General features: G+C 61.5%; 16 protein-coding genes and 1 riboswitch. Of the genes, 3 read left to right on the top strand and 13 right to left on the bottom strand.

What is annotated here, in order from left to right; all coding sequences use genetic code 11:
• Positions 1–34 precede the first annotated feature (34 nt).
• Complete coding sequence (gene serB, locus AACU78_RS21015) at positions 35–1,249, bottom strand: phosphoserine phosphatase SerB (protein WP_106577613.1); 1,215 nt, start codon at positions 1,247–1,249, stop codon at positions 35–37.
• Positions 1,250–1,383: 134 nt separating this feature from the next.
• Here serB and AACU78_RS21010 point away from each other — a divergent pair, with 134 nt between their 5' ends.
• Positions 1,384–2,916 (top strand): AhpA/YtjB family protein, encoded by a 1,533-nt coding sequence (locus tag AACU78_RS21010; RefSeq protein WP_106577612.1) that lies wholly within the window; start codon positions 1,384–1,386, stop codon positions 2,914–2,916.
• A gap of 207 nt (positions 2,917–3,123) precedes the next feature.
• On the opposite strand, the gene AACU78_RS21005 is transcribed toward AACU78_RS21010, so the two are convergent.
• The 9 genes from AACU78_RS21005 to AACU78_RS20965 all read right to left on the bottom strand — a co-directional run bounded on the left by AACU78_RS21005 (position 3,124) and on the right by AACU78_RS20965 (position 12,517).
• Positions 3,124–3,831: a PqiC family protein gene (locus AACU78_RS21005; protein WP_164487902.1), complete on the bottom strand. Its 708-nt coding sequence runs from the start codon at positions 3,829–3,831 to the stop codon at positions 3,124–3,126.
• A 176-nt stretch (positions 3,832–4,007) separates the two neighbouring features.
• The gene (gene parC / locus AACU78_RS21000; RefSeq protein ID WP_106577610.1) at positions 4,008–6,272 is read right to left on the bottom strand and encodes a DNA topoisomerase IV subunit A; all 2,265 of its coding nucleotides are present in this window, start codon (positions 6,270–6,272) and stop codon (positions 4,008–4,010) included.
• Positions 6,273–6,282: 10 nt separating this feature from the next.
• Positions 6,283–6,804: a retropepsin-like aspartic protease family protein gene (locus tag AACU78_RS20995; RefSeq protein ID WP_106577609.1), complete on the bottom strand. Its 522-nt coding sequence runs from the start codon at positions 6,802–6,804 to the stop codon at positions 6,283–6,285.
• Positions 6,801–7,796 carry an esterase-like activity of phytase family protein gene (locus AACU78_RS20990; protein WP_106577608.1) on the bottom strand — a complete coding sequence of 332 codons (996 nt, stop codon included), beginning with the start codon at positions 7,794–7,796 and terminating at the stop codon, positions 6,801–6,803. The genes AACU78_RS20995 and AACU78_RS20990 overlap by 4 nt, the downstream gene beginning before the upstream one ends.
• On the bottom strand, positions 7,796–9,700 hold the full coding sequence (gene parE / locus AACU78_RS20985; RefSeq protein ID WP_106577607.1) for a DNA topoisomerase IV subunit B: 1,905 nt from the start codon (positions 9,698–9,700) through the stop codon (positions 7,796–7,798). The genes AACU78_RS20990 and parE overlap by 1 nt, the downstream gene beginning before the upstream one ends.
• A gap of 44 nt (positions 9,701–9,744) precedes the next feature.
• Complete coding sequence (locus AACU78_RS20980; protein WP_106577606.1) at positions 9,745–10,353, bottom strand: YqiA/YcfP family alpha/beta fold hydrolase; 609 nt, start codon at positions 10,351–10,353, stop codon at positions 9,745–9,747.
• A gap of 205 nt (positions 10,354–10,558) precedes the next feature.
• Entirely contained in the window at positions 10,559–11,374 is an 816-nt protein-coding gene (gene cpdA / locus AACU78_RS20975) for a 3',5'-cyclic-AMP phosphodiesterase (protein WP_106577605.1), read from the bottom strand.
• An 85-nt stretch (positions 11,375–11,459) separates the two neighbouring features.
• The gene (locus AACU78_RS20970; RefSeq protein ID WP_003209507.1) at positions 11,460–11,909 is read right to left on the bottom strand and encodes a DUF1249 domain-containing protein; all 450 of its coding nucleotides are present in this window, start codon (positions 11,907–11,909) and stop codon (positions 11,460–11,462) included.
• On the bottom strand, positions 11,900–12,517 hold the full coding sequence (locus AACU78_RS20965) for an NUDIX domain-containing protein (protein ID WP_106577604.1): 618 nt from the start codon (positions 12,515–12,517) through the stop codon (positions 11,900–11,902). Before AACU78_RS20965 ends, AACU78_RS20970 begins: the two co-directional genes overlap by 10 nt.
• 195 nt (positions 12,518–12,712) lie before the next feature.
• On the opposite strand from AACU78_RS20965, the gene AACU78_RS20960 reads away from it, so the two are divergent.
• The gene (locus AACU78_RS20960) at positions 12,713–13,459 is read left to right on the top strand and encodes an RsiV family protein (protein ID WP_106577603.1); all 747 of its coding nucleotides are present in this window, start codon (positions 12,713–12,715) and stop codon (positions 13,457–13,459) included.
• Here the strand turns inward: AACU78_RS20960 and cytX are convergent.
• Both cytX and thiC read right to left on the bottom strand, forming a co-directional pair.
• Positions 13,428–14,717 carry a putative hydroxymethylpyrimidine transporter CytX gene (gene cytX, locus AACU78_RS20955; protein ID WP_106577602.1) on the bottom strand — a complete coding sequence of 430 codons (1,290 nt, stop codon included), beginning with the start codon at positions 14,715–14,717 and terminating at the stop codon, positions 13,428–13,430. The genes AACU78_RS20960 and cytX overlap by 32 nt on opposite strands.
• A gap of 1,007 nt (positions 14,718–15,724) precedes the next feature.
• Entirely contained in the window at positions 15,725–17,629 is a 1,905-nt protein-coding gene (thiC, locus tag AACU78_RS20950) for a phosphomethylpyrimidine synthase ThiC (protein WP_106577601.1), read from the bottom strand.
• A gap of 146 nt (positions 17,630–17,775) precedes the next feature.
• Positions 17,776–17,881: riboswitch (TPP riboswitch) on the bottom strand.
• Between the two features lie 197 nt (positions 17,882–18,078).
• Between thiC and AACU78_RS20945 the strand changes: the two genes are divergently transcribed.
• A complete protein-coding gene (locus AACU78_RS20945; RefSeq protein WP_106577600.1) occupies positions 18,079–19,518 on the top strand; it encodes a TolC family outer membrane protein in 1,440 nt (479 codons plus the stop codon).
• Between the two features lie 124 nt (positions 19,519–19,642).
• On the opposite strand, the gene waaA is transcribed toward AACU78_RS20945, so the two are convergent.
• The gene (waaA, locus tag AACU78_RS20940; protein ID WP_106577599.1) at positions 19,643–20,920 is read right to left on the bottom strand and encodes a lipid IV(A) 3-deoxy-D-manno-octulosonic acid transferase; all 1,278 of its coding nucleotides are present in this window, start codon (positions 20,918–20,920) and stop codon (positions 19,643–19,645) included.
• Between the last annotated feature and the right edge of the window lie 5 nt (positions 20,921–20,925).

The following is a 20,925-nucleotide window of genomic DNA, read 5'->3' as shown; positions in this document are numbered from 1 at the left end:
GCCCCCTCCCACATTTTCAACTGCGTTTTGCCAGTTACAACTGACCGTCGCGGTCGCGCAAGCCCAGCAGGTACAACACGCCATCCAGCCCCAACGTCGAGATCGCCTGCTTGGCCGATTGCTTGACCAGTGGCTTGGCGCGGAACGCCACACCCAACCCGGCAATTGCCAGCATCGGCAAGTCATTGGCGCCGTCACCGACCGCAATGGTCTGTTCCAGACGCAAACCTTCCTTATGCGCCAATTCCCTCAGCAGATCCGCTTTGCGCTGCGCGTCGACAATCGGCTCCACCGCCACGCCCGTCACCTTGCCATCCACCACTTCCAGCTCGTTGGCGAACACATAATCGATGCCCAGCTTGGCCTGCAGTTGCTTGGCGAAGTAGGTAAAGCCGCCCGATAGAATCGCGGTCTTGTAGCCCAGGCGCTTGAGTTCGGCGAACAGGGTTTCGGCGCCTTCGGTCAGGCGCAGCGAGGCGCCGATCGAGTCCAGCACGCTCACATCCAGGCCTTTGAGCAGCGCCAGGCGCTCCTTGAAGCTGGCACGGAAATCCAGCTCACCGGCCATGGCGCGCTCGGTAATTTCAGACACTTGCTCGCCGACACCGGCAGCCTTGGCCAGCTCGTCGATGACTTCGGCTTCAATCAGCGTGGAGTCCATGTCGAACACCGCCAGGCGGCGGTTGCGGCGGAACAGCGAGTCTTCCTGGAAGGCGATGTCGACATTCAGCTCCTGAGCCACGCTCAAGAACTCGGCGCGCAGGGCTTGCGGATCCGCCGGTTCGCCGCGCACGGAAAACTCGATACATCCCTTGCCCTTGTCGGCTGGCGTATCAAGCGGCATGCGACCCGACAGACGGTCGATATGGTCAATATTCAAACCGTACTGGGCGGTAATCGAGCTGACGCGCTGCAATTGCTCGGCGGTGACCTTGCGGGTCAGCAGCGTAACGATGTGGCGTTTTTTGCCCTGGCCTTCCACCCAATGCTGGTAATCGGCTTCGGACACCGGCGTGAAACGCACCTGCTGATCGAGCTTATACGCCGTAAACAGGATGTCCTTGAGCACCGAAGAAGCCTGTTCGGTACTCGGGATTTCCACGAGGATGCCGAACGAGAGGGTGTCGTGGATCACCGCCTGCCCGATGTCGAGAATGTTCACACCACCCTGGGCCAGCACACCGGTAATGGCTGCGGTGAGACCCGGTCGGTCAACACCTGTGATGTTTATCAGGACAATTTCGCGCAAAGCGCACCCCCAGGCTGGAAAAAAACCGCATTCTACCCACTTTCAGTGACCATCGGGCACAGCCAGCGCTTTGCCGGTCCCAGGCCTGTCGCTATACTGCGCGTCAACTTCACGGACTAAAGAGCCGAGCTCAAGTGAACCGGCCTACGCCAGTAAAAACCGATAACTTCTTCCTGCTGATCTTCCGGGCACTGCGCCACCGCCGTGTACCGATCGCATTACGCATCGCCAGCCATAACGTGATCCTGGTCGCTCTGGCCCTGGTGATCTATGCCTGCGTGATGGGCTTGCAGTTCAAGCAGGCCATGCACGAGCAAGCCGACGCCCTGGGCGAGAGCCTGACCACTCAGACCGCCACGTCGGCGACTGAGCTGCTGGTGTCCAACGACATTCTCAGCCTCAACGTGCTGCTCAACAACCTGACCAAGAACCCGTTGGTGGCCCACGCCGCGATCTACAGCGTGGACAACCGGATCATGGCCGAAGCCGGGCAACGCCCGAAAAACGGCCTGCTGGGTGAAGCCGAAGGTTTGTATTCGAGCAACATCACGTTTCAGGATGTGAAGGCCGGCCAACTGCGCATCAGCCTGGACATGCAGCAATTCCAGCAGCCGATGACCATCAGCCTGCAAAGCATGGGTATCCTCAGTGCGATCCTGTTGGCATTGGCCCTGGCCTTGAGCTTGCGCCTGGGGCGGCATATCTCCACGCCGCTGATGCAGCTGCGCATCTGGCTGCGCGATATTGACGAACACACCCCGGCCACTGATCGCCAGGATGAGATCGGCGACCTCGCCCGCCAGCTTCACGCCAGCTTCGCGCCCGAGCCGGTAGTGCCCGAGGTCGAGCCCGAACCCGAGTACGACGACACCGATTACGACGACGAACCCGAGTTTGAAGTGCGCGACCTGCGTGATCCAGGCTTTGACGAAAGTGCGCCGGTGGCAGGCCTCAAGCCCGCGCCCCGCCAGGTCATCAAGGCTGAGGAAGATGAACTGGATGACGAAGACCCGTTCTCCGACCTGCGCGATACCTCGGCCGCCACCGCGGCCGTCGTGCCTAAGCCTGCGCCGGTGAAGAACACCGAGCCTCAGCACAGCGCCGTATTGGCCGTGCAACTGGGCGCCCAGGACCAACTGCGCCGCCTGCCCCGCGCCCGCCTGACGGAATTGCTGGAACGCTACCGCGACTGCCTGGACCAGGCCGCCTCGCTGTATCAGAGCGAACTGCACACCCTGAACGACGGCAGCACGCTGATGCTGTTCCACAGCGAAGACAGCGGCGAAGATTACCTGACCAACGCCATTTGCTGCGGCGAGTTGTTGCGCGCCCTCGGCCATGCCCTGCAGATCGAAGTGGCCGACAGCGGCATCACCTTGCAGCTGCAGCTTGGTTTGACCGTGGGCGATGATCTGTTTGGCATGAGCCAGATCGATCTGCTGCTGACTGAAATCGCCCAGGATGCGCTGGCCTTGTCGCAACACAGCCGCAACCTGCTGCTGGTGGAGCGCAAGATCAGCGAAGACGCATTGATTCGCCAACGCGCGCGTATCCGCCCGATTGCCAGCCCTGAAGGCGCCAGCTGTGTGGAACGCTTGATGGAGCCGTATCCGTCGATGCTGGAGCGGCAGTTGGCGCGGATGCATGAGACCCGTACCAAGTCCTGAAGACACCGCCCAGCCCACTGAGCAGTGGGCTTGTGTGGGAGCGGGCTTGCTCGCGAAGGCGGCGTGTCAGTGGCCAGGCTTATCGACTGATCCAACGCATTCGCGGGCAAGCCCGCTCCCAAATTAATCTGCAGCGCAACTCAAATCCCGGACAAACAAAAAAGGCCCGCTGAATAAGCGGGCCTTTTTGTTTGTCTGCGATTCAGATCAGAACCTGAACACTTCCATGTCCGTACGAATCGGCGTAGCCATCGGCATCTTCGGCTTTTCCGGCGCTGCGGGCTTGGCCTGAGCCGGGGCTTGCTTGCGCGGTGCCTCGGCAACCGGCGGCTGGTTGGCCAATGGCTTGAGCGCCACCGACAACTGCTGCGCCAGATGCTGCAACAACACGCCCTGGGCCTGGACCTGGGACGCGGTGGTGCCGCTGTGTTCTTCCTGCAAATGCACGATGCGGTTATCGCGCACCTGGCCACGGCGGTCGATCAGACGCCACTGCGCGTCGAGGATGGCCGGCTGCGAGGCGCCCGAGTCAAGCCGCGTAATGGTCAGCAACACCTGCACATCCGGAGTAAAGCCGGTTGGCGCAGGCGCGAGCACCACACGCTGACTGTCCAGATGACCGGCCACTTGGCGCAACATCAACTGGTTGATGTCGGACGACAAACTGCCCGCCCAACGGCCGTCAGTGGAACCTTGCAGGCTGCCGTCGTTCTGACGTTGCAGCAGGGTTTCACGTTGCAGGTAATCGGCAACGACTACCGGGCCAAGCAATACGGCCATGCCAGCGGTTTGCGCTGGCTGAGCCGGACTTCCGCTGTCCAGCTGGTACAGCGACACCGGCTGGTGCGTGCTGCAACCCGCCAGCCCCAAAAGGCCAGCGAGCATCAAAAATAAAGGAAGGCGTGGAGCAGTCATCATCCCATCCAGGTGGCTGCCACAAGGCGAACCACAATGTAATACTAAAAATAACCTAAACACGCTCGGCCACGCCGGCGCTGGAAAGGCCATATCATCCGTGAATATGCGCCATGACTCCAGCGCGAAAGCGTCGATCTACGCGTTAAATCGTAGATCGAGGGCCCTAATACGCCTTAAACCGGCGTTTCGACCAACAAAGCATCCACTCGCTGGAAGCCCCGCGGCAGTTTGTTACCGCGCCGCCCACGCTCACCCTTGTAATGTTCCAGGTCGTCAGCACGCAGCGACAGCGTGCGTTTGCCAGCCTGAAGTACCAGGGTTGAGCCTTCCGGGATCACTGCAATGTCGGTCACGTACTCTTCGCGACTGGCCACACGCTCCCCGGGAATCCCAATAATCTTGTTGCCCTTGCCTTTACCCAGCTGCGGCAGATCGCTGATCTTGAACACCAGCAGACGCCCTTCGGTGGTCACCGACGCCAGCCAGTTGCTCTCGCGGTCTTCCACTGTGCGCGGCAGGATCACCTTGGCGTTGTTGGGCAAGCTCAGCAACGCCTTGCCCGCCTTGTTCTTGGCCTGCAGGTCTTCACCCTTGACCACAAAACCGTAACCCGCGTCGGACGCGATCACATACAGCGAATCATCATCGGGCAGCAGCACGCATTCGAAACTCGCCCCCGGTGGCGGTGTGAGTCGCCCCGTCAGCGGCTCGCCCTGGCCACGCGCGGAAGGCAACGTGTGCGCCGGCACCGAGTAACTGCGCCCGGTGGAATCGATAAACACTGCAAATTGGTTGGAACGCCCGGCAGCCGCGGTCTTGAAGCCATCACCGGCCTTGTACGAGAGGCCGGTAGCGTCAATATCATGCCCTTTGGCGGAGCGAACCCAACCCTTTTCCGACAGAACGACGGTAATTTTCTCGTTAGGCAACAGCTCGGTTTCTGTCAGAGCTTTCGCTTCTGCGCGCTCGACGATTGGCGAGCGACGGTCATCACCATAGGTTTCGGCATCTTTGATCAGTTCGCTGCGCACCAGCTTCTTGAGCTTGGCTTCGCTGCCCAGCAGCGCTTGCAGCTTGGCTTGTTCCTTGAGCAATGCATCCTGCTCGTCGCGCAACTTCATCTCTTCCAGGCGCGCCAACTGACGCAGGCGGGTGTCGAGAATGTAGTCGGCCTGGATCTCGCTCAGCTCGAAGCGCGCGATCAGCTCGGCTTTCGGGTGCTCGGCGGTACGAATGATGTGGATCACTTCGTCCAGGTTGAGATAAGCAATCAGCAAGCCGTCCAACAGGTGCAAGCGACGCTCGACCTTGTCGAGGCGAAATTGCAGGCGGCGGCGCACGGTTTGTATGCGGAACTCAAGCCACTCCACCAGCAAGTTACGCAGGTTTTTCAGCTGCGGTTTGCCGTCCAGGCCGATGATGTTGACGTTGACCCGGTAGCTCGACTCCAAGTCGGTACTGGCAAACAAGTGCTGCATCAGCACTTCGTGGTCGACCCGGCTGTTGGTCGGGATGATCACGATGCGGCATGGGTTCTCGTGGTCGGACTCGTCACGCAGATCAGCGACTTGCGGCAGTTTCGACGGTTTGGCCTGCATCAGCGCGGCGATCTGTTCCAGCACTTTGGCGCCGGACACCTGGTGCGGCAGCGCGGTGACAATAATGTCGCCGTCTTCGATGTGGTACACGGCGCGCATGCGCACCGAGCCCTTGCCGGTTTCGTACATTTTCAGCAGGTCGGCGCGCGGCGTGATGATTTCCGCTTCGGTCGGGTAGTCCGGGCCCTGGATATGCTCGCAGAGCTGCTCGACCGTGGCTTTGGGTTCATCCAGCAAGCGTACGCAGGCGGTGGCCACTTCGCGCAGGTTATGCGGCGGCACGTCAGTGGCCATGCCGACCGCGATGCCGGTGGTGCCATTGAGCAGGATATTCGGCAAACGGGCCGGCAACACCAAGGGTTCGTCCAGGGTGCCGTCGAAGTTCGGGCCCCAGTTCGCGGTACCCTGGCCCAACTCGCTGAGCAGCACTTCGGAGTAACGCGACAGGCGCGCCTCGGTGTATCGCATGGCGGCGAATGACTTGGGATCATCCGGCGCACCCCAGTTACCCTGCCCGTCTACCAGCGTGTAGCGGTAGCTGAACGGCTGGGCCATCAGCACCATGGCTTCGTAGCACGCCGAGTCGCCGTGCGGGTGGAACTTGCCGAGCACGTCACCGACGGTACGCGCCGACTTCTTGTGCTTGGAATCAGCGTCCAACCCCAACTCACTCATGGCGTAGATGATGCGCCGTTGTACCGGTTTCAGGCCGTCGCCGATATGCGGCAAGGCACGGTCCATGATCACGTACATGGAGTAGTTGAGGTAGGCATTTTCGGTGAAGTCAGCCAGCGACCGGCGTTCTACGCCATCTAAGCTGTCTGCGAGGATGTCACTCATGCGGGCCTCATCATTGTTTGGTCTGGCGCAGCAGCAATGTGCCGCTGCGCTGGGTAAATTCAAGTTGTTTCAATGCGCTCATGCCCAGCAGCACCTGTTCCCCGTCCAGGCCCGGCGCCACGATCGCGCGGACGTCCTGCAGGACGATATCGCCCAGCTTCAGGCGGTCGAGGTGGGTGCGGTAGCCCTGAACACGGCCGTTGGCGGTGCTCAAGGTCACCGGCAGGCCACGTTTAAGCCCGAGGCGGTCGGCCAATTCGGCCGGCACCGCCACATCGGTCGCGCCGGTATCGAGCATAAACTCCACCGGCTGACCATTGATCTGGCCACTGGCAACAAAATGCCCTTGGCCGTTGCCCAGCAATTTCACCTCGATGTACCCCGCGTGTTGCTGCGAGGTCACCACCGCATTGGGATTTTCCTGACGTGCTTCCCACTGCCCAAAAAACCGTGTGGCCAAAAACAGCCCGGCGCCCCATGCCACAAACATCAGCACACGTCCGGCGCGCTTGCCAGGCGGCTGCCCGCTCATGGCTGGGCGCTCCAGCCGCCGGCAGGCGCGGCGAAACGATAGACCACAGGGCGTTTTTCACCATCGGCGCGCGGGCCAAAATTGTTGTCGATCCCCAGCCAGGCGCCGTCTGCATCCACCACCAGGGCTTCGGCCAGGCCGTAGGGCTGGGCATAGCGCCGTTTCGGCATCAGGGTTTCGTCGGCAAACGACCAGCACAGCTCGACTTTGGCGGTGACCGCATCGCGCCGGCAAATCTGGAACGCATTGCGCTCCAGGGTAAACAGCTTGCCGTCAAACAGCGCCAGGTCGGCAAAATCCTTGGACACAGCCTTGGCGTTGGTGAACTGCGCCGGTTGCACTTCCTGGCCAGCCTCGCTCAACAACACACAGGGACCGTCACAGTCCCATACGCTCTGCCCGCGCTTGATCGAGATTAAGCCACGCCGCTCACGCTCGGCCGCCAGCCAAATCTGATTACCGGCAGGATTCACCGCCAGGCCTTCGAACAAAGCGTTGAAGTGCAGCAACATGCCACTGGCGCGGGCTTCACGCACCATGCCAGGGGCGATTTTCAACCATTCAGGGGCGCCCGCCATCGGCACTTGCAGCACCGCAGCGTGGGCCTCGCTGACAATGTAGCGGTTGCCGGCGGCATCGCAGGTAATGCCTTCAAAATCCAGGTCGCCACCGCGGATGAACGACGCCGCCTTGGTGCGCGAGCGTAACCCCCAGGGCAACCCGGACTCGGGCACCGGCGGCACGTCAATTTTCACGGTTTCGGCCTGCCAGGTCGGCGCACTGATGTCGAGTCGGTAAATCTGGTCGTCATCGCGATCGGACACCGTCCACAGCTCCTGGCCACATACCGCCAGGCCCGAGAGGTTACCGCCGCGCATGCCGTCCACCGGATGCTCGGATATCAGCTTTAGCTCAGCCACGGGCTCGGCGACCACTTGGGCCGCCGCCAACCCGCTCAACATCAGGATCGCCAGGGCGAAACCTGTGCGCATCAGCCCAGAACCTCGGCCAGGTTGCCTTTGGACTCCAGCCAGGCCTTGCGATCCGGTGCACGTTTTTTCGCCAGCAACATGTCCATCATTTCCGAGGTGCCGGCGAAGTCTTCCAGGGTCAACTGCACCAGGCGCCGCGTGTTCGGGTCCATGGTGGTTTCGCGCAGCTGCGGTGGGTTCATCTCACCCAGGCCTTTGAATCGCGTGACCTGTGGCTTGCCGCGTTTCTTCTCGGCGACCAGGCGGTCGAGGATGCCATCGCGCTCGGCTTCGTCCAGCGCGTAGAAAATCTCTTTGCCCAAATCGATACGGTACAGCGGCGGCATGGCGACGTAGACGTGACCGGCATCCACCAATGGGCGGAAGTGCTGGACGAACAGCGCGCACAGCAGCGTGGCGATGTGCAAACCGTCGGAGTCGGCGTCGGCGAGGATACAGATCTTGCCGTAGCGCAGCTGGCTCATGTCTGCCGCGCCCGGGTCGACGCCGATGGCCACGGCGATGTTGTGCACCTCTTGGCTGGCGAGGACTTCGCTGCCATCGACTTCCCAGGTGTTGAGGATCTTGCCGCGCAACGGCAGGATCGCCTGGAACTCCTTGTCTCGCGCTTGCTTGGCAGAACCGCCGGCGGAGTCACCTTCGACCAGAAACAGCTCGGAACGCATCGGGTCTTGCCCGGCGCAGTCGGCCAGCTTGCCCGGCAGTGCCGGCCCTTGGGTAATGCGCTTGCGCTCGACCTTTTTGCTGGCCTTCAAACGGCGGCCGGCGTTATTGATCGCCAACTCCGCCAGGGCCAGGCCCAGCTCCGGGTGCTCGTTGAGCCACAGGCTGAACGCATCTTTGACCACGCCGGAGACAAACGCCGCCGCTTCACGCGACGACAGGCGTTCCTTGGTCTGACCGGAGAATTGCGGCTCCTGCATCTTCATCGACAGCACGAACGCGATGCGCTCCCACACGTCTTCCGGCGCCAGCTTCACGCCACGTGGCAACAGGCTGCGGTATTCGCAGAATTCGCGCATGGCGTCCAGCAAACCCTGGCGCAAACCGTTGACGTGGGTGCCGCCCTGGGCGGTGGGGATCAGGTTGACGTAGCTTTCCTGCACGCTGTCGCCGCCTTCAGGCAACCACAGCAGCGCCCAGTCAACGGCTTCTTTATTACCGGCCAGGCTGCCGCAGAACGGCTCGTTGGGCAGGCGTTCGAAGTCGCTGACAGAGTCTTCGAGGTAGGAACGCAGGCCGTCTTCGTAATGCCACTCGACCTTCTCGCCGGTGCCTTTGTCTTCAAAGCTGACCAGCAAACCCGGGCACAGAACGGCCTTGGCCTTGAGCACATGCTTGAGGCGGCTGATGGAGAATTTGGGTGAATCGAAGTATTTCGGGTCCGGCGCGAAGTACACGCTGGTACCGGTGTTGCGCTTGCCAACGCTGCCGATCACTTCCAGGTCGGTGGCTTTGTAGCCATCGGCGAAGGTCATCTGGTACTCGTTACCGTCGCGCTTGACCTTGACCCTGACCTGCGTGGACAGGGCGTTGACCACGGAAATACCCACACCGTGCAAGCCACCGGAAAACTGGTAGTTCTTGTTGGAGAACTTGCCGCCGGCGTGCAGCTTGGTGAGGATCAGCTCGACGCCCGACACCCCCTCTTCGGGGTGGATGTCCACCGGCATGCCGCGACCATCGTCGGACACTTCCAGGGAATGGTCGGCGTGCAAGATGACTTGCACCGACTTGGCATGCCCGGCCAAGGCTTCGTCGACGCTGTTGTCGATGACTTCCTGGGCAAGGTGGTTCGGCCGGCTGGTGTCGGTGTACATGCCTGGGCGTTTACGCACCGGGTCGAGGCCCGAGAGGACTTCGATGGCGTCGGCGTTATAAGAGCTAGCGCTGGGAGTGGCCATGGGGTCTCGTCGTGAGTCGTTCGATTAAAAAGTAACCTGCGGCTTTACAGGGCTGCAAAGTCGAAGGATTGATACTGATCTGCACCAATGCCGGCAAAGCTCAACATCGCCGGCAGTTGCTGGGCGAACCCTTGGTAGCCATGGTCGCCACCGGCCTGGATGCGCAAGGCACAGGCCCGGTAATACTGTTGGGCGAGGCGATAATCCAGGGTTTCATCCCCGGTCTGCAACCACACCTGATAACGCGTGGCGTCCTGCGGGGCTGGCACTTCCAGTTCGGCCAGGGCCGCGACGTGGTCGTGGGTCAGCTCCCAGGTTTCATCGGTGTAGAGGTTCTTCTGGGTCCCCAGGTAACCGTCAAACATCCGATGCGGGCTGACCGCCGGGTTGACCAGCAGCGCCTTAAGGCCATGGCGTTCGGCAAGATGGGTTGCATAGTAGCCGCCGAGTGAGCTGCCGACCAGCAGCGGCCGCCCCAGCTGCGCAATCGCTTCTTCCAATTGAACAATTGCCTGGCGCGGGTGGTGATGCAGGGCCGGCACGCGCAATTGGTCGGCCAGGCCGAGGCTGTCCATCACGGTCATCAACTGACTGGCCTTGTTGGAGGCCGGCGCACTGTTGAAACCGTGGATATACAAGATCGAAGCAGACATGCCGGGCTCTCCGTGCGTCAGCCAAAGAGGCGCAGTTTACAGGGATCGGGGTGGTGTGTGAGTACCCTGTCGTCCAGCTACCGCACAACCCATGTGGGAGCGGGCTTGCTCGCGAATACGGCGCGTCAGTCAGTACAGCTGGCGACTGATACACCGCCTTCGCGAGCAAGCCCGCTCCCACATTTTTGATCATTGTTTACAGCTTTTAGTAGCCGTTGCTGCCGTAATCGATGGTAAACGCGAAACCTTCGACCCGCTCTACGCCGGTCTCCAACCGCCCGTCGGCGTGCAGGCGCAGCCAGCGGTAACCCGGCGCTTGCTCGCTGACCTTGAAGTCTTCGCTGCCCGGCGCGAACTGAATGCAGGTAGACGGCGACGCCAGCAAGCGCACGCCGTTGCGATCGCGGTCGATTTCCTGATGCACATGGCCCCAGAGCAGCGCCTTGACCTGCGGAAAGCGGTCGAGCACCGCAAACAAAGCCTCCGGATTGCGCAGGCCGATGGGCTCCATCCACGCACAGCCAATGGGCACCGGATGATGGTGAAAACACACGAGATGATGACGGGAAGGCGCCTCGCTCAAGGCCTGGGCAAGCAATTGCAGTTGCTGATCTTGCAAGTAACCGGGCACCGAGCCTGGAACAGCCGAATCCAGCAAGGTGACGCGCCAGTTGCCGATGTCGACGACCGGCTCCAGCAAATCACTGTGTTCGGCGGCGTGGGCCATAATCTGCGGCTCGTCGTGATTGCCGGGAATCCAGCGCGCCGGAGCGTCGATCTGTCGGGTCAGGTCGCGAAACTGTTGATAGGACTCAAGCGTGCCGTCCTGGGACAGGTCGCCGGTGGCCAGCAGCAAATCGATCTGCGGCTGTTGCGAGCGCACCAACCCGATCACTCGCTGCAGGCTTTCGCGGGTGTTCATGCCCAGCAGCGCGCCGTCGGCCTCGGCATACAGGTGGCTGTCGGACAGCTGCACCAGCAGCGCTGGCGCATCAGGGTTCACGGTGGATACGCTCGGCAAGGCGCTCTCCCAGGGCAATCACAGAAAAGGACATGTGGGCGATTATGCTAGGGCAGGACGCAAAGAGGAAAGACGCAGTTCACATCTACCGCACGACTTCAAACTCATGGCCCAGGGCCAGGCAGTGGCTCAGCCATTCACCGAGGAACACATTGAGCTGTGCTTTCTCATCGGGTTGGTGCATGAACACGTTCGGGTAAGGATAGATGCTGCGAAAGCGTCGCGCATGTTCGGCGCTGATCACTTCGGCCATGCGCGCATCGTGGTAGACCTGCACCTCCAGTTGCGGCACCGGCAGCCACGGCAGGCTGTGCTCCTGGCGCACGCGCAGGGTGGTGGTGTACGGGCAGTTGACGATGACTTCAAGGGTCAGCACGCCAAGCATCTGGTCGCCGTGGGTCACGGCAATACGCCGCGCCTCGGGGGTGTGGCGCATGTCGGGCAGCAAGCGCATCAGCCGCGCATAGTTGGCCTCGCAGGCGGCTTGCAACCCGATCAGGTCAACGCGATATCGTTCCCGTGCCTTTACTGCCATAACCCCCTCACTTCCGCGCGATTAAGCGCAAGCCATTGCAGGGCGATAATGCTGGCTGCGTTGGAAATTTTGCCGTCACGCACCGCTTGCAAGGCATCTTCAAAGGCCCAGGTGGTGACGCGGATATCTTCTGCCTCTTCTTCCAGTCCATGGACGCCACCGGCCCCGGTGCTGTCGCAACGGCCCAGATACAGGTGGACAAATTCGGTACTGCCACCGGGCGATGGGAAATATTGGGTGATTGGCCACAGCGCAGAGAATGTCAGCCCAGCTTCCTCCTCGGCTTCGCGGTGTGCAACCTCCTCCGGCGCTTCATCCTTGTCGATCAGGCCGGCAACCATTTCTATCAGCCACGGGTTGTCGGTACGGCCCATGGCGCCCACGCGGAACTGCTCGATCAGCACCACTTCATCGCGCTGCGGGTCATATGGCAACACGCACACCGCGTCGTGCCGAACAAAGACTTCACGGTTGATCACCCGGCTCATGCCGCCGTCGAATTTCTCGTGGCGCAGCTGCACGCGATCAAGCTTGTAGAAGCCCTCGTAGGCATTGTCGCGCTGAACAATCTCGATTTTGTTCGGCGTCGATTTGGCAATGTCCGTCATATTCTTCCTCGTTTACGCGGGTGCAATTCGCGCCATCCTAACGCGCCCTTGCCACTTGATGCAGCCCCTTTCCAGTTGCCGGGATAGACGGCGGAGGTCAAACTCACTCTAATCAGCTTAGTGGCGAACTGACGACTCTGTTCGCAGTCGAAGCGCTACTCTTTTTCGCTTTCCATCGATTTCCGAAGGACGCACATGTCGCTTTTAAAAATCGCCTCCGTGGCTTGTATTGCCTTGACCCTGGGTGCCTGCCAGAGCCTGTTCCAGCCCAGCTACCTAAAGCCGCTGGACACCAAATCGGACGCCTCCGAACAGATCAAACCCGGCTGCGGCAGCCCTGACTGCCCGCTGGTGAACATTGATACCGTGCACTTCCCCAGTGAGCCGCAGCTCGACACGATTGTGGAGCAACGCCTGCTGCAAATGACCCGCACCACGCCCGGCGCCAGCGTGCCGCCGACGCTGAATGCCTACCGGGACAAGTTCCTGCGCGAATCGCCGGACCGCAACAGCATGTACTTGCAGGCCAAGGTACGTGACCAGCATGACGGACTGGTGATCATTGAAGTTTCGAGCTACCTGGACACCGGAGCCGCCCACGGTGAACCCGGCCGCGGCTTCATCAACTACTCACGCCTGCAGCACAAAGAGCTGAGCCTGACCGACATGCTGCTGCCGGGCCAGGAACAGGCGTTCTGGAACACCGCGAAAGTCGCCCACAACAGCTGGCTGATCAATTCGCAGATGGACCGCGACCCGGAGTTCGTCAAGAACTGGCCGTTTCAGAAAACCCCGAACGTGGCCTTGACCAGCGACGGCGTGGTGCTCAAGTACAACGTGGCCACCATCGGCCCTTACGCATTGGGGCTGATCGAAATGACCATCCCCTATGCGCGTCTGACGGGCGTGCTCAAGCCTGAACTGATGCCCGCGCGCCACTGAAGACCCGGCCCAATATCAACTGCAACAGCCCTGCCAGCACCAGTGCCGGCAGGGTCGCGCCGATATCCGGATACAGGTTGGCCAGCACGTGATACGTGGCAATGCCACCCAGCCAGGCCACCAGCGCCGCCCAGTGCAGGTTGCCAACTGAACCCTGGCCACGGCGGCGCAGGATAAAGTGATCCACCAGCACCACGCCGAACAGCGGCGCGAACACCGAGCCGATCAGCAACAGGAAGTTCTGGTACTGCGCCAACGGCGCGAAGCAGGCGATCAGCGTGCAGATAACGCCGATGGCCAACGCCAGGTGTTCGACCTTCCAACGCAGCAAAATCCCGCTGGAGACTGCCGCCGAGTGAATATCGGCAAAGGCGTTTTCCGACTCGTCCAACAGGATCAGCAACAGCGGAATGCCCAGACCCGCACCGGCCAGCGCCAGCAACAGCGCATTCACCTCACCACTGGGTGCAAACGCCAGGGTATAGGCCACGCCCAGGCTCATCAGCCAGAAATTGCCGATAAAAAAGCCCAGCGCCGTGCCGCCGAATACATTTTTTGCGCGTTTGCCGAAGCGCGAGTAATCGGCAATCAACGGCAGCCACGACAGCGGCATGGCGATGGCGATATCAAAACCCACCGCGAACGGCATCGAGCCGTCACCGGGTGTTGCCCACAACGCGGCGAGGTCGGCCTTGGCGAATAGGTTCCAGGTCAGCCACAGGCAGGCGGCCAGCAGCAGCCAGATGCCCCACTTGCGCAGGATCTGGCGCACAAAAGTCAGCGGGCCACTGACGGCCAGTAACGTCGCCAAACCACCGAAAAACAGCGTCCACAGTAAAGGATTCGCCAGCAGGCTCCCTTCGCTGAATGCTCGCGTGCCCAGCAAACTGGCGGCATCGCGCATCACGATGATTTCGAATGAGCCCCAGCCGACCAGCTGCAGCAGGTTCAGCAATGCCGGCAGGCTGGCGCCCTTGGCGCCGAGGCTGAGTTTGAGCGCGGCCATGGCGGACAAGCCAGTGTCGCTGCCGATCACGCCGACGGCGGCCAGCAACAGCACGCCCACCAGCGTGCCGAGAAAAATCGCCAACAGCGAACCGGACAAGCCCAGGCCCGGAGCGAGCAACGCGCCGGTTTGCAGGACCATCAGGCCGATGCCGAGGGAAAACCACAGGGAAAACAGGTCGCGGGCGCCGAAGACGCGTTTGTCGCTCGGCACCGCGATATCAGGGGAGTAGGTACTCGGTTGAATGCTCAAGGGTGTTATCTCTGAGGGACATGTGTTGTTTGAGAGATTGCATTCGCGGGCAAGCCCGCTCCCACATTCGACCGCATTCCAAAGGTGGAACCCGATCATGTGTGGGAGCCGGGCTTGCCCGCGAAGAGGCCCTTACAGGCGCCCGCAATCCCGGATCAGACCTTTTTGTACAGCTGACTGCCTCCCACATCCGACCGCATTCCAAAAGTAGAACCCGATCAACTGTGGGAGCCGGGCTTGCCCGCGAAGAGGCCCTTACAGGCGCCCGCAATCCCGGATCAAACCTTGTAACTGACTACCTCCCACATCCGACCGCATTCCAAAGGTGGAACCCGATCAAATGTGGGAGCGGGCTTGCCCGCGAAGAGGCCCTTACAGGCGCCCACAACCCCGGATCAGACCTTTTTGTACAGCTGACCGCCTCCCACATCCGACCGCATTCCAAAGGTGGAACCCGATCAAATGTGGGAGCCGGGCTTGCCCGCGAAGAGGCCCTTACAGGCGCCCGCAACCCCGGATCAGACCTTTTTTGTACAGCTGACTGCCTCCCACATCCGACCGCATTCCAAAGGCGGAACCCGATCAAATGTGGGAGCCGGGCTTGCCCGCGAAGAGGCCATTACAGGCGCCCAAAACCCCGGATCAGACCTTTTTTGTACAGCTGACCGCCTCCCACATCCGACCGCATTCCAAAGGCGGAACCCGATCAAATGTGGGAGCCGGGCTTGCCCGCGAAGAGGCCCTTACAGGCGCCCGCAATCCCGGATCAAACCTTGTAGCTGACTACCTCCCACATCCGACCGCATTCCAAAGGTGGAACCCGATCAAATGTGGGAGCGGGCTTGCCCGCGAAGAGGCCCTTACAGGCGCCCGCAATCCCGGATCAGACCTTTTTTGTACAACTGACCGCCTCCCACATCCGACCGCATTCCAAAGGCGGAACCCGATCAAATGTGGGAGCCGGGCATGCCCGCGATGACGGCAGTGCAGGCACCACCGTCTCTGGATCAGACCTTTTTGTACAGCTGACTGCCTTCCTGCTTGAACCGCTCTGCCTGCTCGGCCAAGCCCTTGGCCACGTCCACATCCACCGCTTCAATGCGCTGGTTGGCGGCGTACTCACGCACTTCCTGGGTGATCTTCATCGAGCAGAATTTCGGCCCGCACATCGAGCAGAAGTGCGCGACCTTGGCCGAGTCTTTCGGCAAGGTTTCGTCGTGATACGAGCGCGCGGTGTCCGGGTCCAGGCCGAGGTTGAACTGGTCTTCCCAGCGGAACTCGAACCGCGCCTTGCTCAAGGCGTTATCGCGGATCTGCGCCCCCGGATGGCCCTTGGCCAAATCCGCAGCATGCGCCGCGATCTTGTAAGTGATGATCCCGGTCTTCACGTCATCCTTGTTCGGCAGCCCCAAGTGTTCCTTGGGCGTGACATAGCAAAGCATCGCGCAACCGAACCAGCCGATCATCGCCGCGCCGATGCCCGAGGTGATGTGGTCGTAGCCTGGCGCAATGTCTGTAGTCAGTGGGCCGAGGGTGTAGAACGGCGCCTCGTCGCAGCATTCCAACTGCTTGTCCATGTTCTCTTTGATCAACTGCATCGGCACGTGGCCCGGACCTTCGATCATGGTTTGCACGTCGTGCTTCCAGGCGATCTTGGTCAGTTCGCCCAATGTCTCCAACTCACCGAATTGCGCGGCGTCGTTGGCGTCGGCAATCGAGCCAGGGCGCAGGCCGTCACCGAGGGAGAAGCTGACGTCATAGGCCTTCATGATTTCGCAGATTTCGTCGAAATGCGTGTAGGTGAAGTTCTCTTTGTGGTGCGCCAGGCACCACTTGGCCATGATCGAACCGCCACGCGAGACGATGCCGGTGACGCGCTTGGCCGTCAGCGGTACGTAGCGCAGCAGCACGCCGGCGTGGATGGTGAAGTAGTCGACGCCCTGCTCGGCCTGTTCGATCAGGGTGTCGCGGAACAGCTCCCAGGTCAGGTCTTCAGCAGCGCCGCCGACTTTTTCCAGGGCCTGGTAGATCGGCACGGTACCAATCGGCACCGGCGAGTTGCGGATGATCCATTCGCGGGTTTCGTGAATGTGTTTGCCGGTGGACAAGTCCATGACGGTGTCCGAACCCCAGCGAATGCCCCAGGTCAGTTTCGCCACTTCTTCTTCGATGGACGAACCCAAGGCGCTGTTGCCGATATTGCCGTTGATCTTCACCAGGAAGTTACGGCCGATGATCATCGGTTCCAGTTCGGTGTGGTTGATGTTGGCCGGGATGATCGCGCGGCCACGGGCGATTTCTTCGCGCACAAATTCGGGGGTGATGATTTTCGGCACGCTGGCGCCGAAGCTGTGGCCGGCGTGTTGCTGATCGAGCAGGCCGCTGGCGCGGGCTTCTTCAAGCTTCATGTTTTCGCGGATGGCGACGTATTCCATCTCGGCGGTGATGATGCCTTTGCGCGCGTAGTGCATCTGCGTGACGTTGGCGCCGGCCTTGGCGCGGCGCGGGTTTTTCACGTGGGCAAAACGCAGCGCGGTGAGTTCGGCGTCGCTCAGGCGCTGTTGGCCGAAGTGCGAGCTCAAGCCCGACAGGCGCTCGGTGTCGCCACGCGACTCGATCCACGGCGAGCGCACATCGCCCAGGCCTTTGCGCACGTCGATGATCACATTCGGGTCGGTGTACGGGCCGGAGGTGTCGTAGACCACCACGGGCGCGTTGATTTCGCCGCCGAAGTCGGTGGGGGTCACGTCCAGGCTGACCTCGCGCATCGGCACACGAATGTCCGGACGAGTGCCTTGCACGTAGATTTTTTGCGAGCGGGTAAACGGCTGCACGGAGCCGGAGTCGACCTTGGCCGATTCACTCAAGTGCACGGTGTTTTTCAGTTTTGTACTTTTTATGTCTGTGCTCATCACGGGCTCTCCAACTATCCAGGCGGTGGATTTTTGTCGGAGCGAACCTGTGACGGATGGACGCACTGAAACCAGTGCTGTGCAAGGCACGAGGGCTGTTCGATTGTCGAACAACATCCCGGACGAAGCACAAGAGGACTCGCCGGGTGACGAGAAATCTTGTTCCCTACGCAGGCGCTAACCTGATCAGGTTCAACGGGATCCGGTATTTACCGATCTCAGCCTTCCAACAAGGCACCCCGACAAGAACGCGGCCAGTCTAGACCATGGCGTGGGCAAATTGCCAATGGCCGTGCATTCAGCGTGATGAATGGCGTGATTGCGGGATTGTTGCGCCGGGTCAGCAACACTACACTCGGTTGCCGCCACAATGGCTTGACGCCAGAAATGGCCAGCCTTAGCCTTGGGCGCTAAATTATCGCTGTAATATTCACACTAGGGATCGCCTCATGCTGCGCAAACTCTCACTGGCTCTTGCCGTGTCTTGTGCGACCAATGGAATGGTCTGGGCAGCTGAAGCGCCCTTGTCCGCCAAAACCGATTTGGTCAGCGTCTACCAGGAAGCGGTGAACAACAACGCCGACCTGGCCGCCGCCCGCGCCCAATACGGCGCGCAGAAAGAAGTGGTGCCCCAGGCCCGTGCCGGCTTGCTGCCGAACCTGTCGGCCGGTGCCGACAGCAATAACGTGCGCACCCAGATCGACCAGCCGGCGGCCACCGCCAACCGTGATGCGCACTCCTGGCGCGCAACCTTGAGTCAGCCGCTGTTCCGTGCCGACCGCTGGTTCCAGCTGCAAGCCGCCGAAGCCGTCAACGAGCAGGCCTCGCTGCAGCTCTCGGCCACCGAACAGAACCTGATCCTGCAAAGCGCCGAGAACTACTTCGCCGTGCTGCGCGCCCAGGACAACCTGGCGTCGACCAAGGCTGAAGAAAATGCCTTCAAGCGCCAGCTCGATCAGTCCAACGAACGCTTTGACGTGGGCCTGTCGGACAAGACCGACGTGCTGCAATCCCAGGCCAGCTACGACACCGCCCGCGCCAACCGCATCGTCGCCCAGCGCCAGGTGGATGACGCCTTCGAAGCGCTGATCACCCTGACCAACCGCGAGTACAACGCGATCCAGGGCATCGTGCACACGCTGCCGGTGCTGCCGCCGGCGCCGAATGACGCCAAGGCCTGGGTCGAAACCGCCGGCCGCCAAAACCTCAACCTGCTGGCCAGCAACTACGCGGTAACCGCCGCCGAAGAAACCCTGCGCCAGCGCAAGGCCGGCCACTTGCCGACCCTCGATGCCGTGGCGCAATACGAAAAGGGTGACAACGACGCGCTGGGCTTCAGCAACCCGAATCAACTGCCCATCCCTTACGGCGGTGATGTGTCGCAACGCACCATCGGCCTGCGCCTGAACATCCCGATCTACAGCGGCGGCCTCACCAGCTCGCAAGTGCGCGAATCCTATTCACGCCTCGACCAAAGCGAGCAACAACGCGAAGGCCTGCGCCGCCAAGTGGTGGAAAACACCCGCAACCTGCACCGCGCGGTGAACACCGACGTGGAACAGGTGCAGGCACGCCGCCAGTCGATCATCTCCAACCAGAGCGCGGTGGAAGCCACGGAAATCGGGTATCAGGTGGGCACGCGCAACATCGTCGACGTGCTGGATGCACAGCGCCAGCTCTACTCGTCCGTGCGCAACTACAACAACAGCCGCTACGACTACATCCTCGACAACCTGCGCTTGAAGCAGGCGGCGGGCACGCTCAGCCCCGGCGATTTGCAGGACCTGACGCGCTACCTCAAGGCTGACTACAACCCGGACAAGGACTTCCTGCCACCGGACCTGGCCAAGGCCGCTGCCGAACAGCTTAAAGCTCGCCCGGGATACTGAACACACCACAAAACCAATGTGGGAGCGGGCTTGCTCGCGAATGCAGTGGGTCAGTCAACCTATCTGGCGACTGACACTCCGTATTCGCGAGCAAGCCCGCTCCCACATTTTTGTCCGTGTTGATTCAGGAAGGAATCAGTCTGTCCAACCCATCCAGCAGGCGCTTCAGTGCGCCCTGGTTGGCCTGCATCACTGCCAGCCCCGCCTGCGCCATCTTGCGCGCATCCTGCGGCAGCTCGAACAGCTGCCGCACCGCCTCGGCCAAGCCCTGGGCGTCATCCACCTCCCGCAACGCCCCGGCCTCGCGCATCATTGCGCTGATTTCGAGGAAGTTGAACAGGTGCGGTCCCATGATTACAGGCTTGGCCAGCGCTGCCGGCTCCAGCGGGTTATGCCCGCCCGTCGGCACCAGGCTGCCGCCGACAAACGCGCTGTCGGCCAGGGCGTAGAGAAACAGCAACTCGCCCATGGTGTCGCCGAGCAGTACCGACGTTTGCGCCGTCACAGGCTCGCCATTGGAGCGGCGCACCGTGGTGAATCCTTGCTGCCCGCACAGCTCGAACATCGGGCCGAAGCGCTCCTGATGACGCGGCACCAGAATCAACAATGCATTGGGATAACTTTCGAGCAGCTGGCGATGCGCAGCCAGGACCACGTCGTCTTCGCCTTCATGGGTGCTGGCGGCGATCCACACCGGGCGTTCGCTGGCGCCCCATTGCTCGCGCAAGGCGGCAGCGCGCGCCGGCAGCTCAGGGTCAATGGTCAGGTCGAACTTGATCGAACCGGTCACCTCGACGGTTTCCGGGCGCGCGCCCAGGCTCAGGAAGCGCTGGGCTTCGGTGTGTGTCTGCACGGCGAACAGGCTCATTTGCGCCAGCATCGGTGCGGTGAGCTTGGCGAATCGTGCGTAGCCCTTGGCCGAACGTGCCGACAACCGCGCATTGGCCAACGCCACCGGAATACCGCGTTGGGCGCAGGCGTGAATATGGTTGGGCCACAACTCGGTTTCCATGATCACGGCGAGCTTAGGCTGCACGCGATCTAGAAAACGCTTGGCCGCGCACGGCAAGTCATACGGCAAGTAGCAATGCTGTACGCGCGGTTCATTGGCGAACAGCGCCTGGATGCGCTCGGAACCGGTGGGCGTCATGCAGGTGACGGTGATTGGCAGCGTCGGATGCCGCGCCATCAACCCGCGAATCATCGGCGCGGCGGCGATGCTTTCACCTACCGATACCGCATGCACCCAGATCCCGCCCGGCTGCATCACCGGCAGGCCATAGGAGAACCGCTCGCCGACGCGCTTGGCGTAGGCCGGCGCCTTGCGCGCACGCAGCCATAAACGTAAAGCCACCAACGGCAGCGCCAGGTAAAACAGACAGGTGTAGAGAGTTCTATTCATGGCGG

The organism is Pseudomonas sp. R9.37 (assembly GCF_963878885.1).
GTDB lineage: Bacteria > Pseudomonadota > Gammaproteobacteria > Pseudomonadales > Pseudomonadaceae > Aquipseudomonas.
This window is presented reverse-complemented; position numbering and strand designations above follow the sequence as displayed.